This window comes from Pediococcus inopinatus (assembly GCF_002982135.1).
Taxonomy (GTDB): Bacteria; Bacillota; Bacilli; order Lactobacillales; family Lactobacillaceae; genus Pediococcus; species Pediococcus inopinatus.
On sequence record NZ_CP019981.1, the window covers coordinates 804,778 to 821,141 of the forward strand.

Annotated in this window: 11 protein-coding genes; 3 read left to right on the forward strand and 8 right to left on the reverse strand. The window is 37.6% G+C overall.

Going from position 1 to position 16,364, the window contains the following annotated elements; genetic code table 11:
- Positions 1 to 198 precede the first annotated feature (198 nt).
- Together PI20285_RS04130 and PI20285_RS04135 are read left to right on the forward strand one after the other, a co-directional pair.
- Entirely contained in the window at positions 199 to 1,314 is a 1,116-nt protein-coding gene (locus PI20285_RS04130) for a hypothetical protein (protein ID WP_057775595.1), read from the forward strand.
- Between the two features lie 692 nt (positions 1,315 to 2,006).
- Positions 2,007 to 3,296 carry an ISL3 family transposase gene (locus PI20285_RS04135; RefSeq protein ID WP_245080578.1) on the forward strand — a complete coding sequence of 430 codons (1,290 nt, stop codon included), beginning with the start codon at positions 2,007 to 2,009 and terminating at the stop codon, positions 3,294 to 3,296.
- A gap of 164 nt (positions 3,297 to 3,460) precedes the next feature.
- On the opposite strand, the gene PI20285_RS04140 is transcribed toward PI20285_RS04135, so the two are convergent.
- The 4 genes from PI20285_RS04140 to parE form a co-directional block, all read right to left on the reverse strand.
- Positions 3,461 to 4,387, reverse strand: coding sequence for a manganese-dependent inorganic pyrophosphatase (locus tag PI20285_RS04140; protein ID WP_057772203.1), 927 nt, complete (start codon positions 4,385 to 4,387; stop codon positions 3,461 to 3,463).
- A 41-nt stretch (positions 4,388 to 4,428) separates the two neighbouring features.
- Positions 4,429 to 5,394, reverse strand: coding sequence for a LysR family transcriptional regulator (locus PI20285_RS04145; RefSeq protein ID WP_057772200.1), 966 nt, complete (start codon positions 5,392 to 5,394; stop codon positions 4,429 to 4,431).
- A 131-nt stretch (positions 5,395 to 5,525) separates the two neighbouring features.
- Positions 5,526 to 7,994 (reverse strand): DNA topoisomerase IV subunit A, encoded by a 2,469-nt coding sequence (gene parC, locus PI20285_RS04150; protein ID WP_057772199.1) that lies wholly within the window; start codon positions 7,992 to 7,994, stop codon positions 5,526 to 5,528.
- A 16-nt stretch (positions 7,995 to 8,010) separates the two neighbouring features.
- Positions 8,011 to 10,014 carry a DNA topoisomerase IV subunit B gene (gene parE, locus PI20285_RS04155; RefSeq protein ID WP_057772197.1) on the reverse strand — a complete coding sequence of 668 codons (2,004 nt, stop codon included), beginning with the start codon at positions 10,012 to 10,014 and terminating at the stop codon, positions 8,011 to 8,013.
- A gap of 178 nt (positions 10,015 to 10,192) precedes the next feature.
- Between parE and plsY the strand changes: the two genes are divergently transcribed.
- Positions 10,193 to 10,789, forward strand: coding sequence for a glycerol-3-phosphate 1-O-acyltransferase PlsY (gene plsY / locus PI20285_RS04160; RefSeq protein ID WP_082623219.1), 597 nt, complete (start codon positions 10,193 to 10,195; stop codon positions 10,787 to 10,789).
- A 67-nt stretch (positions 10,790 to 10,856) separates the two neighbouring features.
- Here plsY and PI20285_RS04165 read toward each other — a convergent pair whose 3' ends face one another.
- From PI20285_RS04165 to topA, 4 genes are all read right to left on the reverse strand, one after another.
- On the reverse strand, positions 10,857 to 11,735 hold the full coding sequence (locus tag PI20285_RS04165; protein ID WP_057772193.1) for an aldose 1-epimerase family protein: 879 nt from the start codon (positions 11,733 to 11,735) through the stop codon (positions 10,857 to 10,859).
- Positions 11,736 to 11,754: 19 nt separating this feature from the next.
- Positions 11,755 to 13,176: an ATP-dependent protease ATPase subunit HslU gene (gene hslU, locus PI20285_RS04170; RefSeq protein WP_057772191.1), complete on the reverse strand. Its 1,422-nt coding sequence runs from the start codon at positions 13,174 to 13,176 to the stop codon at positions 11,755 to 11,757.
- 75 nt (positions 13,177 to 13,251) lie between these two features.
- Positions 13,252 to 14,160, reverse strand: coding sequence for a tyrosine recombinase XerC (gene xerC, locus PI20285_RS04175; RefSeq protein WP_057772189.1), 909 nt, complete (start codon positions 14,158 to 14,160; stop codon positions 13,252 to 13,254).
- Positions 14,161 to 14,249: 89 nt separating this feature from the next.
- Positions 14,250 to 16,340 (reverse strand): type I DNA topoisomerase, encoded by a 2,091-nt coding sequence (topA, locus tag PI20285_RS04180; RefSeq protein ID WP_057772187.1) that lies wholly within the window; start codon positions 16,338 to 16,340, stop codon positions 14,250 to 14,252.
- Positions 16,341 to 16,364 lie beyond the last annotated feature (24 nt).

Consider the following 16,364-nt stretch of genomic DNA (forward strand, 5'->3'; position numbering starts at 1 on the left):
TTAAAAGGTGGCTAACTTGATTATAAAATTCGCGAAGAGTCTTCAAATGTGAGAATAAAATTTCGCATTTAAAGGTTCTTTTTTTGATTTTAATATTAATTTATGGAATTAAATTAGTTTCAAACTAGTTGTTCGAACAGAAAAATGTTAAATTAGAATTATAGAGATAGATTTGGATAAACCTATAGAGATGGGAAGATGATTGCGATTAACAATGATAATGATTGGTCTGTGCCAGAATCACGAATGGGCCGTTTAAGAGCAAAAGAACAGCAAAAGCAGCAAAATAAAGTTAATAAACGAAAAAAAGTTACCAAGGATCCAAATGGGTCAAAAGCACCTAAGTCTGTAAAACCACAAAACAAGAAGAAAAACGAAAATCAAAAAAAATGGTTTTGGATTGTTGGAATCATTGTCGTAATTTTTATTGCAATCTTTTTTATTGTTCGTCGCACAAACAATGCTTCAGCAAAAGAGAATGCAGAACGCATCGTTCAAAAGAGCTTCAATGATGATAGAGATAATATTACAGATAATGCTACACGGGCGCAAATGGTTCAACTTGCCGCTGATGCCAAGAAAATCAGAGATAATACAGAAGCCAATCAATACAGTCAGTTAGCAAGTTTAGGTAAGAGTGCCATTTCGTTTAGTGAAGAAGTTGCTAACCTACAAAGTGGCAATAATTATCGGGTGACAACGACTGGTTCCAAGGTTACAAGTCTCTTGGAGGATTTGAAAGCAACAACGTTTAAATCAGATTTTACTGGATTTTATAATGAATATCATAAATCATTAACTAATTTAAAACCTAAAGCAATTGAAGTCAGCAAATTGCATAAGCAGACCAATAACTTGTTTAAAAATGGGAAAAGTGGTACTTTAAGTGCTTCTGTTACGACTGTTAAGTTGAACAATCTGCTAGACAAACTTAATAAGTATCCTAATTTTGAACGAGCTAGTCAAGATCTTACCCGAGTGGAAAAAGCAGTTAAGACGTATCGTAAGAAGCAAGCAAGCGAATCTTCATCGATAGCAAGTTCACAAGCAAGTGAATCAGCTGCAATAGCAAGTTCACAGAGTGCGTCGGCAGTTATTGCTTCTTCACAGAGCGCGGCAGCTTCTGAAAGTGCTAGATCAGCATCAGCAAAAGCAGCAAGTGAATCTGCAGCAAGTTCATCAACTAGAGCTTCAAGTAGCACCAGTGCAAGTAGAGCAAGCAGTGAGTCAAGTTCAACTAGTAGCAGTAGCTCATCAAAAAATAGCAGTTCACAAAGTTCTTCGAGTAAGGCATCAAGTTCACAAAGAAATTAAGATTTAAAATAAAAAGGTTTTTCAGTCAATAAACTGAAAAACCTTTTTTGTTTGCATAGTAAAACTGATAAGAGAGGAGACATGAATAGATGGTGGATGAAACTAGATTTTTATTCTAGTTTACATAATATATATTATTCAAAGTAGTTTAAAACTGTTTTAGACCAGGTGAATTTAAATGTTTGGTTAATCCTTGATTGGACATCCTCTTTTGGATAAGTTATTAAAGCCACCAAGTTAATACAGAATTGTAAAACGCCTTTGTGTGCCTGTGTCAGGATGCTGATCATCTACTATCATCCATTACAACTCACAAGCCATCACCGAAGCTCATGCGTTGTATTGTTGGTCGATCGGTTTTACTAAGCCACAAGTTGGCATTATATTTTAAAATAACGACTTACCACTGACGACACTTATCTAAATACCTGTTTGATAAAAAACTATATTTATCCAATAAACGGTGCTTCTATGGCGGTGTGTTGTGTAACTTCAAAAACTTTCGTGGATAACTGTCTTTAAAATCATTTTTAGAGTACTTGTATTTAGATATTACCAATTCCTCCAGGTAACTAAAGGTTAAACCAAATACGTGATAAACGATACGTATATTAATGGGTCTACACTTTCTGGTATTGGTGAATAACTGATACCAGTTTTTATTTTGAAAATTAAAAGGACATCTGTCCTCTTTGTGCTACGATTTAATCGCCAAACAAAATCGAAAAGAGGAAAAACAGATGTCCCTAACTAATTCTATTTTAAGCTTGTTTGAAATGACAGACCCAAATATAACCGTAACTGGTGTTACCAAGAAACGTTGCCCGAATGGACAACGAATTCATGTCGTTCACGCCAACCTTTCTTATCAGCTTGTGAAATGTCCCCATTGTGGCCATAAAAGTCTAATTAAAAACGGTACCCACGTTAGTCATCTAAGGTTGGGAACCTTATCAGGCGGACGTTATGAAATGCAGCTAAGACGACAAAGATATCAATGCCAACATTGTTTAAAAACCTGTGGAGCTAAAACTAACCTCGTTAGACGTAATGAAACTTTTACCCACAATGTTAAACATCAGGTCATTGTGCTAGCTCGTGACATGCTGACCAGTAAAGAAATCGCTAAAATTTGTGGCATTTCACCAAGTAGTGTTCAACGTATTTTAAATGCAAATATTCACTTGGCTTACCGTGTTAAGCAACTTCCGCCAAATCTTTGTTTCGATGAATTTCGTTCCTGTAATCATCTAATGTCCTTTAACTGTTGCGATGCCGTTAGTCATCGCCGCATTGTGACCCTCAAAGATCGTCTCAGTAAGGATATCATTGATTACTTTGAAGCTCGTTATTCAGTTCAAGAACGTGCGAAAGTTCAAACAATTACTATTGATATGAACGCCGAATATGCTAGCTTTATTCATCGTTTATTCCCGAATGCTGTCACGATTATTGACCGTTTCCACATTATTCAGCTTGCTGGTCGTGCACTAGACAATGAACGTACATGTATTATCCGTACTTTTCAAGATAAGCATTCACGCATTTACCGCATCCTTAAATCTCAATGGCGTTTATTTCATTTGGCAGAAGAGAAAATCAATGACACTAAGCTTATCTATTTACGAGGCATTAACGAGTATATGACCCAACAGAACGCCATCGACCTTGCCTTAGATGAATTTCCAGAATTCAAAACTGTGTATCAAACTTATCAAGGCATTCTAACTGCTATCCACCAAAAGAATGCCACGGGATTTAAAAATTTGATTACCAACTACCAAGTAGCTGGTAATCAAATGGACGTCACCATTTCAACCTTCGTTAAGAACGGCTCAGCAGTGCTCAACAGTTGTCGTTATCCGTATTCTAACGGTCCTATTGAAGGACTTAATCGCAAAATCAAGGTATTAAAGCGTAGCTGTTTTGGTTTTCGAAATATTCATAACTTCTTCATTCGTATCAGTTTAATTCATGAGTAAACAAAAAGCACATTCACCGAAGTGAACATGCCTTCAAAAATCTCTACCAATACAGTTTGACAGAGACCCATATTAATTCATGGCATACATTGTTTTCCGAACAAAAACCCAATCTCTTATTTTTCAAATAGAAATTGGGTTTGTTTAAATATAATTTTGAGTAACTATTTTAAAACCTTAGTTAATGGTGGAACCACTTGTTTTTTACGTGAAACAACGCCTGGAAGATTCATTCGGTTATTACTTAACTTGTGATTGAAGGCAGTTTCGACGGCCTCTGTCCCCTCACCTAAGACCAATAACTCTGAATCACTGGTCAAAACGTTTGTTGCTAATAGAAGGAATAAATCATAAGAATTATTTGTAATAAGCGATTTAATGGTATCTTCTAATTCATCTTGGCGTTTGAAAACATCGTTTAAATCAACAGTGTTAACCTGACCAATTCGAACAGTTTTGCCACCCATGTCAAACGATTTAGCGTCGCCTTCAAGAATATCTTCAGCACTACGACTGTTAACGTCGCTACCAGCCTTCAGCATTTCAATTCCGTAAGCTTCGTAATCAGCAACGCCAGCAATTTTTGCTAAAGCAGGAACCGCATTGCGTTCATCATCAGTAGTTGTAGGTGATTTCAAAAGTAATGTATCTGAAATAATTGAAGATAACATCAAACCAGCAATATTGCTAGGAATTTCAACGTCATTTTCTAAATACATTTTATAGATAATTGTGCTACAACAGCCAATGGGTTCTGCACGATAAAAAAGAGGTTGTGCGGAAGTAAAGTCAATCTTATGATGATCAATAACGCTTGTTACAGTGACATCTGCCAAATCGGATACACTTTGGATAGCTTCGTTATGGTCAACTAAAACAACTGAATCAACTTCAGGTTTGGCTTTAGTAATCACACGAGGTGCTTTTACGTTAAAGTGATTCAAAACAAAGTTTGTTTCGTTATTAGTCTCACCTAAAGCAACAGCTTCAACCTCGTCACCTAACTTGTTTGCTAAATAAGCATATTCAATTGCACAACTGATGGCATCTGTATCTGGATTCTTATGACCAAAAACTAATTCTTTACTCATGATTAATAAAAACTCCTTATATATATTTAATTTTTATATATTTAATTTTGGTTACCGATCATTTTACGTAAACGTTCTGTGTAGCTTTCTTTGCTTAGATAGTCATCAAATTCTTCTAAGAAAGTATTGATTCTGGGGATTTCATCCTTATCTTTTCGGAAAACAAAACTTAAGTCAAAGTTAATGGCTGGGTCAAAACGTGCCATCCATGTCTCACTTGATCCCGGATGTGAAATTACATACGAAGCAGGTAAGGCTGTATTTACTTTTGCAGTTTCTGCAAAGCGGCGAATTTGATCTGGTGTCGTAAAACGCGCAACGCTATTTGGCACATCAACTAATTGATTTTTATATGCCTCACGTAAAACGCCCTCTAAGTAATAACCTTCCGGATAAGTAACCCAATTAGCGTTTAATGTTTGCTTTAATTTAATCTTCTTTTGTTTAGAAAGCTTTTCTTCATGGTGAATGAAAAGTAAATCTTCGTTAATAATTTTTCGTGATTCGTAGGGTTTCCAATTTTTGATACTGTCGTCTGGCAAGTACATAATTGCCAAATCAATACGATTATTCTCTAACCGTTCCCAAATTTCTTTACGTGTTAAGGTATGGAACGAAATCAGAATGTCAGGCTGTTTTTCATAATATTTTGTGATGAAGTCTTCAAACACACGGGATTCAATCGGAGCCAACATGCCAATGTTGATTTCACCGTGAGTTGCAGAAGTTGTTTGTTGAATTTCATCAGTAGCCTGATTTAAAACCTCATTGATATTATGAGTTGCCTTCAGCATCGTGTATCCAGCATCTGATAAACGTAATTTTTTACCAACGGAATAGAATAATGGTGCACCTACCGTATGTTCCAGCTTCTTGATTTGTTGAGTTAAAGCAGGCTGTGTAATCCCTAAAATTTGGGCAGCTTGCGTATAATTCATTGTATCTGCCAATTGCAGGAAGTAAGTTAAAGTTTTAGATGAAAAGATCGTTTCTTGTTTTGATTTCATTCTGTTTACTCCTTAAGTTTTTTATCATCATAATGTCACTTAAATAATAACTATAATTATTCTAATGGTTAATGACAAAAAACACAACAAATTGTAACTGGAAAATCCGGAGGTTAATTCTAATTTAAGATTTAATGTTCAGGTGTGGACTCTACAACGGGAACCGGTTTTAGTTTCATAGAAACTGGAATACCTTCTGAATCAATATCAACAACGAATGAGCCGTTAGAGTACCGTGCGCTCAGTGGATGTTCAGCTACAATGATATCATGTAAGGTGCCCCGACTAGTTCGAACCTCTAAAATAGAATTTTTATCTGTTTTAATAAAATCAATCACACGATGCGGATCTTTCTTTAATTCTCTAAGGACCAAGATTCCTCTTCTTGCACGACTTGTAACAGGAATATCGGTAACGGCCATTCGTTTAAAAGCACCTCGCTGCGTAATTAGACCAACTTGATTTGAGTCATCTACAAGTTGCACGTTAGTGACCTGGTCTTCACGCAGATCCATTGATTTCACTCCAGCAGTACGAGCTCCAATAATTGGAATTTCCGCAAGATCATAGCGCAAGCCATATCCTCGTTCTGAAATTAGCATGACAGCTTGTTTTAATTGGTGGGCAATAAAGAAAATATTTACCACAACTGAATCAGCACTTTTTAATTTGATAAATGCAGCCGCGTGTTTTTTGTAATTACGACCAGGGGTTAAATTAGAGAAATCCGTCCGCTTAATGAAACCATCGCTAGTTGCAATTAGAAATTCGCCGGTTTCCTTTAATGAATGAAAAGCAAATGCTTTTATAATTCGCTCATTATCGCCTAAACCGATGGTCTGAGAAATATGTTCACCAGTGTCTTTCCAACGAGAATCGGCCAGCTCATGTACGGGACGTGAAATTAGATTTCCTTTGTTGGTGAACATCATTAGGTGATCTAGGGTGCTAACTTGTTTCAAGAAAATCGGATAATCCTCATCCTTTAAGCCATCATCATTTTCACCGGATGCACTATATGACCGCAGTGAGCTTCGTTTTAGATAGCCATCGTGACTAACTGAAACCATCACCTGTTCTTCTGGCACGACTACTTTTCGATCAATTTTAATTTCTTCAATTTCATCTTGTATTTCTGTTAATCGTGGAGTGCCATATTGTTTTTTGATGCTCGTAAGTTCCGTACGAAGTACTTTTGCCAATGCTGTTGGACTATTTAGAATTTCATTATATTCCTGGACGTGGTTATTTAAATCATCGGATTCCGCTTCTAAGGCAGTGACATCCGTGTTAGATAGTCGATAAAGTTGTAAGGAAACAATTGCTTCAGCTTGCTCTTCTGTAAAACTAAATTTTTGAACTAAATTATTTTTTGAATCTTTTTTGTCTTTACTACCCCTGATGGTGGCAATCACTTGATCGAGGATAGAGAGGGCTTTAATTAATCCTTGGACAATTCGAAGACGTTTCTCAGCCTTGGTTAAACTAAATTGAGTCCGTTTGGTAATGACTTCTTTTTGGAAAGCTAAGTAGGCCTGCAAAAATGCTTTTAGTCCCAAAGTTTCAGGGCGCTTATGGCTAATTGCAACCATATTGAAATTGTAAGAAACTTGTAGATCGGTATTTTTGAATAAATAATTCAAAATTCCCTTTGCATCAGTATCTCGTTTGAGCTCAATTGCAATTGAGAGGCCGTTACGATCAGATTCATCACGAACTTCAACAATGCCATCCACTTTTTTTAGAATGCGAATTTCATCAATCTTTTTTACTAATTGAGATTTGTTCACTTCGTAGGGAATTTCGGAAACTTCAATTTGTGATTTGTTACCACGTAAAGCAATAATTTTAGTTCTCGATCGGACGATAATTCGCCCTTTTCCAGTTTGATAAGCCTTTTTTATGCCGTCAATTCCCTGAATAATTCCTGAGGTAGGAAAATCTGGTCCTTGCACAAAGGTCATTAATTTTTCTAATGAGGCATCGGGATGTTGTAATAAATATAACAAGGCATCGATGACTTCATTTAAATTGTGAGGAGGAATATCTGTCGCATAACCAGCTGAAATACCGGTAGCTCCATTAACAAGTAAGTTAGGAAAACGACTTGGTAAAACAGTTGGTTCGTATTCTGTATCATCAAAATTCAAAACAAAATCAACAGTTTCCTTATCAATATCTTTCAACATTTCGCTTGAAATTTTGCTTAAACGTGCTTCGGTATACCGCATTGCGGCCGGCGGATCATTATCAATTGAACCGTTGTTACCATGCATTTCAATTAAGGGAGCGCGTAGTTTCCAATCCTGGCTCATTCGTACCAAGGCCTCATAGATAGAACTATCCCCATGTGGATGGAAATTACCCATTACATTTCCGACAGATTTTGCAGATTTTCGAAATCCCTTATCATAGGTATTTCCATCTTGATTCATAGCATACAAGATTCGCCGTTGAACGGGTTTTAACCCATCACGGACATCAGGAAGTGCTCGCTCTTGAATAATATATTTAGAATAGCGTCCAAAACGATCTCCCATCACATCTTCTAATGTGAGTTCCTGGATTTTATCATTTTTTTGATTTTTTTCATCAGCCATTTTTTATATCCCCCTTTCATTGATTTTCGTCATCTTCAAGAATACCATCTTCATGTGCAATATTAACGGCTTCGTTATCTAAAATGCTACCCTCTTCTTCTAAAGAGAATTCAACATTTTCTTCAATCCATTTCCGGCGAGGTTCAACTTTATCGCCCATCAAAGTGGTTACGCGACGTTCAGCCAAAGCAGCGTCGTCAATACGAACACGCACTAAAGTTCTGGTTTCAGGATTCATTGTTGTCTCCCAAAGCTGATCCGCGTTCATCTCTCCAAGTCCTTTGTATCGTTGTAGTGCAAATCCGCGCCCGATTTCTTTTGAAGCTTGTTCTAATTCTTCATCCGTCCAAGCATAAACAGTTTTCATTTTTTTACCATTTTTCTTTTGCAAACGGTAAAGCGGTGGAAGCGCGATGTAAATATGACCATCGTCAAGCATTGGACGCATGTATTTATAGAAAAATGTCAGCAATAGGATCTGAATATGGGATCCATCATCATCCGCATCAGTCATAATAATAATCTTATCGTAATTTCTGTCTTCAATTTTAAACTCAGGACCTACACCAGCGCCAATGGTATAAATCATTGTGCTTATTTCCTCATTTTTCATAACATCAGGTAATTTAGCTTTTTCAGTATTTAAAACTTTTCCTCGCAATGGCAAGATAGCCTGAAACTTGCGATCTCTGCCCTGTTTAGCGCTACCGCCGGCAGAGTCACCTTCGACCAAGAAAAGCTCATTACGGGCCGAATTTTTGGACTGTGCGGGGGTTAATTTACCTGATAAAAGACGATCTTGTTTTTTGCGTTTTTTGCCACTGCGACTTGCATCTCGTGCTTTGCGGGCAGCCTCGCGAGCTTCTCGTGCCTTTAAAGATTTACGCACAAGCATTTGGGCAAATTCACCGTTTTCCATGAGGTAAAAGAGTAATTGCTCATTTACGATACTGTCGACAATGGGACGTGCTTCAGGTGTACCAAGCTTCTCTTTGGTCTGACCTTCAAACTCAAGAATTTTTTCTGGAATTCTTAAAGAAATAACAGCTGACAGTCCTTCACGAACATCGCTACCTTCAAGGTTTTTATCTTTTTCTTTTAGTAATCCGACTTTATGGGCGTATTCATTAAAGGCCTTTGTCCACCCTGAACGCATACCGACTTCATGAGTACCACCATCTTTTGTCCGCACGTTATTAACGAAGGATAAGACGTTTTCAGAATAGCCGTCATTATATTGAGCTGCAACCTCAACTTCGACGCCTTCTTTAGTGCCATCAAAATAAAGGATATCACCGAGGGTATCTTTATCTTCATTTAAGTAGCTCACAAATTCTTTAATTCCTTCTTCATAAAGAAAAGTTTGCGTTTGAGCCTGATTTTCACGTTCATCAGTTAACGTGATTGTGACACCCTTAAGAAGAAAAGCAGATTCTCGCAAGCGCTCGGCCAATGTATTAAAGTTAAAAACAGTGGTTGTGAAAATTTCACGGTCTGGTTTAAAAGTCACAACCGTCCCATTTGGTTCTTTTGTTTTGCCGATTTTTTTCAAACTACCAACTGCATGCCCACCATTTTTGAATTCTTCGCGATATTTTTTCCCTTCACGGACAATTTCAACATTAAGATATTCAGATAGCGCATTAACAACACTGGCTCCAACACCGTGTAATCCACCAGAGGTCTTATAACCGCCTTGACCGAATTTTCCACCGGCATGAAGAACTGTAAAAATAACTTCGACCGTAGGAATTCCTGAAGAATGCATTCCTACCGGCATTCCTCGTCCCTGATCTGAGATTGTAATGCTATTATCTTTATGGATGGTAACGTTAATTTCTTTACCAAAACCAGCTAGAGCTTCATCAACGGCATTGTCGACTATCTCATAAACCAGATGGTGCAGCCCACGGCTATCGGTTGAACCAATATACATACCGGGGCGTTTACGCACAGCCTCTAAACCGTGCAGAACTTGAATGGAAGAGTCATTGTATTCTGCTGAACTACGTTTACTCATTTCAAAATACCCTTTCTACTTATAATCCTTATTATTATATCATTTATAAATTTCTGAATACTACCTTCCTTAATATAACATACGCAAAAACAAACATTGGAATCAATTTTTAAACATGCTAAAATTGAAAATGATTCTCAATTGAAAAGGGGCCAACCATTTGTTAAAAATTATTATTATGCTGATCATTGCCTATCTACTGGGGTCAATCCCTTCTGGGGTCATGATTGGAAAAAAATTCTTTAATGTTGATATTCGTAAAGCTGGCAGTGGTAATATCGGAACAACCAATACCTTTCGAGTTCTTGGCCCGAAAGCAGGAACAGTAGTTTTGCTAATGGATGTTTTAAAAGGTACGTTAGCTGCTAGCCAGCCTTACTTGTTTCAGACGCCAAACGTTAACCCCCTATTAATTGGGTTAGCTGCAATTTTAGGACATACTTTCTCAATCTTTGATCACTTCAATGGTGGCAAAGCAGTAGCTACTAGTGCCGGAATTTTGTTAGCTTATAATCCGCCATTTTTTATTGTTGCTTGTATCATTTTTGCAAGCTTGGTGTATTTGACCAGTATGGTGAGTGTGGCAAGCATGACTGCATTAGTTCTTATCAGTCTGTTGTCTTTGTTTTATCACGACTGGATTTTAACAACCGTCGCCGTTGTGCTAACGGTTTTTATCTTTTATCGTCATCGGGAGAATATAAAACGGTTAAAAAACGGTACGGAAAGTCTGATCCCGTTTGGGTATTGGTATAATCATAAAAAGAAATCGTAAGTATAAAAAAATATATGTAACGGAAAAGAGGCCATCACATTTGTGACAACCTCCTTTTTTTGTATCATTAAAAGAAAGAAATTTCAAAGCTTTGTGAAGATTCGCTTTGTGGCTGTAGATCTGTGATTCCCATCTTTTCTTCGAGCTTGCCAGTCGCATTTACATTGTCTGCAATTCCCCACCAGGGTTCGATACAGACAAAGTCACCAGTAGTTGGATATGGAGACCAGATACCGACATAAGGTGCGTCTGTCACAGTTAATGCAACCCCATGATCATTTTTCTGATTATCTAACATAATGGTTGTTTCTTGCTGATTTAATTCAAGGATGATGGCATCATCTTTAAACAAGTCATGAGTTAAGTGAGTTGCTTTACTACAATCGTTTGGAAATGAATTATCCTTATCATTGTAAGGGGCCTTCAATGGAATTTGTGTGTATGTCTGCTTGGGCGCAACGTTTAAATTACTGTCCTCAAATACCTGGTCCTTTTCAAAGTTGGTATCGAATCCAGGATGCCCACCTATAGAGAATAATAAATGATTGTCTGCATCTGGGTTGTAAACTCGGTATGTTTCATGCAATTCGTGATTCTTTAAATCAAAACTAATTACTAGTTCGAATTCAAAAGGATATAATTTGTGCGTTTTGTTACTGTCAGTAAGTTTTAAGGTCGCGTGTGTGTCACTGCTATCAACGACTTCAAACTTGCTATCACGGGCAAAACCATGTTGATGCATTTCGTAAGTTGTTTTTTGGTACTCATATTGGTCATCCTTTAAACGGCCAACAATTGGGAAAAGTACGGGTGCATGTCGGCCCCATACACTTTTATCGGCCTGCCATATATATTCTAGATTATTATCTAAAGAAACAACACTAGAAAGTTCAGCCCCTAATTCATTGATTTTAACGCGCAAATATTCATTTTCTAAAGTAACCATTAATTAAAACCCCATTCATTTATAAAATATATTGGCTAAGATTCTTATCGCTAGCAATTTCACCAATTTTTTCTTCTACATAATGTTCTGTAATTGTGATGTCGCCCATTTCCATGTCCGCTCCTTCGTAGAGAATATCCTCTAAGAGTTTTTCTAAAATGGTGTGCAAACGACGAGCACCAATATTTTCAGTAGAACGATTAAGCTGAGTTGCAATTTCGGCAATTTTATTAATGGCTTCAATTGTAAAAGTTAGTTTAATATTTTCTGTGCCAACTAAGGCAATATATTGTTTGACTAACGCATTTTTTGGTTCAGTAAGAATCTTAACAAAATCTTCTTTGGTTAAATCATTTAGCTCGACTCGAATTGGAAAACGACCTTGTAATTCAGCAATTAAATCACTTGGCTTAGAGTCCTGAAAAGCCCCTGAAGCAATAAAGAGGATGTGATCGGTATTGATTGGCCCATATTTTGTATTAACTTGAGAGCCTTCAACGATTGGTAAAATATCACGTTGAACACCTTCACGAGAAATGTCTTCGCCACCCTGGTTTGTTTTGGCGATGATTTTATCGATTTCATCGATAAAAACAATCCCGGTATTTTCAGCCCGTTTGATGGCTGCATGGTATAAATCACCATGACTAATTAACTTTTCGGATTCTTCACGGATAAATATTTCACGAGCTTCAGAAACGTCAACGGTTCGCTGAATTCGCTTTTTTGGTAACATTTGTCCGAGTGATGTGCCAAAATCAATGCCCATTTGCCCCATCATATTATTCATACCTAAATCTTGTTGGGGGTCGTCCATCGTGATGGTAATTTCTCTACCGTCTAATAGACCGCGTCTCAATTGATCCGCAGTGGCCGAACGCTTATCACGAACTTCACTAGTGATTTCTTCGGATTGAGCATTTGGGACCTCAGGAGTTTCACCACGCTGCATTTTCTCAACCATACTTACTAAGTTTTGAAAATCGACTCCGGATTGTTTTTGAGTGCCATCCGCCGTTGTTGCGGGCACCAAAATGTTGACAATTCGGTTATCGGCACGACGTTCGGCATCTGAGCGAATACCCTTGAACTGGCTCTTTTGTTCCATCTGAACTGAGCTGTCCACTAGATCACGGATCATTGATTCTACGTCGCGACCAGCATGTCCGACTTCAGTAAATTTAGAAGCTTCAACTTTTACAAACGGGGCGTCGACGATTTTCGCTAAGCGACGGGCAATTTCAGTTTTCCCCACACCAGTTGGTCCAATCATTAACATATTTTTGGGTGTGATTTCTGTTTGCATTGAAGCTGAAAGCTGTAAACGCCGGTAACGATTACGTAGAGCAATCGCAATTGCCTTTTTTGCGGCAGTTTGCCCGATCACATATTCATCTAATTCACTCACAATTTGTTTAGGTGTTTTATCAATTTCGGCCATTTAAATTCCTCCTAGATCTTTTAGAAATAATGTGGTGTTATCAATTTTTTTTAGTTCGTTAAGCGCGTGTTTTCATTATTCATGTGTTGCTCGAGGAAAAAACTTACGATAATTACTTTGTAAATTTTCCTGAGTGACATGTGTGTATATTTGGGTGGTTGATAAGCTGCTATGTCCGAGTAATTCTTGGACAGTTCGAAGATCAGCACCGTTGTTTAGTAGCTGGGTTGCAAACGTGTGCCGCAACATATGGGGATGAATCTTACTGGTGAGACTACTTTGTTTGATGATTTGATTTAAAACATATTCGATCCCGGTTGAAGTGATTTGATCACCATAATGATTAATAAAAATGAAATCATGTTGTTTATGATATTTTGCCATGATTTCATTACGACACTGATCATGATAATTAATTAAAGCATCATAACAGTATTGGCCAAATGGTACATAACGTTCCTTGTCACCTTTGCCGCGAATCAACATCATTTTTAATGAAAGATCAACATTTTGCCAACGCAGATTTGCACACTCACTTACTCGAATTCCAGTTCCATATAAAACCTCTAATAAAGCAACGTTGCGCAATGCTAATGGTGAATCTGATTGAGCTGCTTCAAAAAGGGCTGTCATTTCTTTTTGATAGAAAAATCGAGGTAAATGATTTTGATGTTTTTTTAATTTAATTTCTGCAAACGGGTTACGGGTAACGAGGTCATTTTTTGCCAAGAAACTATAAAAAGACCGCATGGTCGATAACTTGCGAGAAATCGTCGTTCGGCTATATTTTCGATCAAACAAGTCTGTCATAAAAACATTAACATCCAAATGATCAATATCTTTAAATGGTTTGAACCCCCCATTTTCTTTTAAAAAAGTACAGAATTCCTCTAAATCGCTTTGGTAAGCTTTGATTGTATCTACAGAATACTGGCGCTCAACCTTTAGGTACTCAAGGAATAATTTAATATAATCTTGTTCCATAACAAAACCTCCGTACATTGCCACTTTAGCAAAGTACGGAGGAAAACTCAATAACAAACCCCATTAAACATCTAAGTTTGTATTTATCTTTATTTTTGAACAGCTTCTTCATAATCGCCATTAGGACATAAGATCTGTTTGCCACCCTTAACCTTCTTTTCAACTAGGAAGTGGCCATCTTTTGGACAATCACGACCCACTGGTTTATCCCATGAAACGAAGTCACAGTCAGGATAGCGAGAACATCCATAAAAGAGACGCCCACGTTTAGACTTACGTTCAATAATTTGTCCCTTATGACATTTTGGACAAACCACGCCGATTTCTTTGACGATAGCTTTTGTGTTGCGACAATCAGGAAAACGGGAGCAGGCAAAGAATTTACCATAGCGGCCCATCTTTACTACCATTGGAGATCCACAGATATCACAATCAAAGCCGGCTGGTTCATCTTTAATCTGGACGGATTCCATATTCTCTTCAGCATGAGCGACTTCCTTGGAAAAAGGTTTATAAAACTCATCCACGACTTCTACCCAGTTTTCTTTGCCTTCTTCAATCCCATCTAATTCACTTTCTAGATCGGCAGTAAAGGAAATATTAACAATGTCTGGGAAAAATTCAAGAATGATCTTATTTACAATTTCACCAAGTTCGGTCGGCTCGAATCTCCGAGAAACTAATTTTACATAGTAACGTCGTTGAATAGTATCCAGCGTCGGTGCATATGTGGATGGACGTCCAACCCCATTTTCTTCAAGAGCTTTGATTAAATTAGCTTCACTGTAACGTGCTGGTGGTTGCGTGAAATGTTGTGCTGGATCTGTTTTGGCTAATTTAACAGCATCGCCTTCAACGAGGTCAGGTAAGATATTATCTTTATCTGTCCCATTTTTATAAATGATTGTAAAACCATCAAATTTAGTTTTTGATCCATTAGCTCTGAAGTTCACATGATTTTGTTCTAAAGCGACTGACATGGTATCCATAACCTCAGGAGTCATCTGACTAGCAACGAAGCGGGACCAGATTAAGCTGTATAAGCGAAATTGATCCTTATTCAAGTACTTCTTCAAGTCTTCCGGGGTACGACTAACTGAAGAAGGTCTAATGGCCTCATGCGCGTCCTGTGCGCCTTCTGGCATTTTTCCCTTACGCGGTTTGGTGGCAGCGTAATCGGCACCATACTTTTCATGAATTAATACAGAAGCTTCATGTTTTGCAATTGAAGAAATTCGGGTAGAATCAGTCCGCATATAAGTAATTAGACCAACGGTACCTTCTTTTCCGATATGAATCCCCTCGTATAGCTGTTGAGCAGCCATCATTGTTTTACGGGTTCTAAAGTTTAAACGACGGTTTGCCTCTTGTTGCATGGAAGAAGTTGTAAATGGTGGTGCTGGAAATCGTTTACGTTCTTTCTTTGTAACTTTTGTAATCTCAAAGGGTTGTTTTTTATCAATTTTCTTCAAAACATTTTGGACGGCATCATTATTTGGTAAAGCAAGTTTTTTACCACTTTCACCATAAAACGTTGCTTGAAACTTTTGACGGCCCTTTTGAAATTCGCTATCAATGGTCCAATATTCCTCGGGTTTGAAACTCTTAATTTCTTCTTCCCGTTTAATGATTAAACTTAAAGCGATGGATTGAACTCGGCCGGCACTCAGACCTTTCTTTACTTTTTTCCAAAGCAAAGGACTAATTGAATAGCCAACTAACCGATCCAAAATTCGTCGGGCTTGTTGGGCATCAACCAGGTTCATATCAATTGTGCGAGGTTCTTTAAAAGCGTTCTTAACAGCATCTTTAGTAATTTCATTAAAGACAACGCGATTTTTATCAGTAGTATCTAGTCCTAATAAGTATGCAAGGTGCCAAGCAATGGCCTCTCCCTCACGATCAGGATCAGATGCCAGATAGACTTTTTTTGCTTTCTTAGCTTCAGAACGCAAATTTTTAATGACATCACCCTTACCTCGGATTGAGATGTAGTGGGGTTCGAAGTCATTATCGACATCGACACCCATCTTACTCTTGGGCAAATCTCGGATATGACCAAGACTTGCGACAACCTTGTAAGTTCGACCTAAATATTTTTCAATCGTCTTTGCTTTGGAAGGTGATTCCACAATGACGAGCTTTTTTTTGGACTTTGTTGTTTTGGATTTTGTTGCCATGACCAAACTCCTTTAATCTTGAAC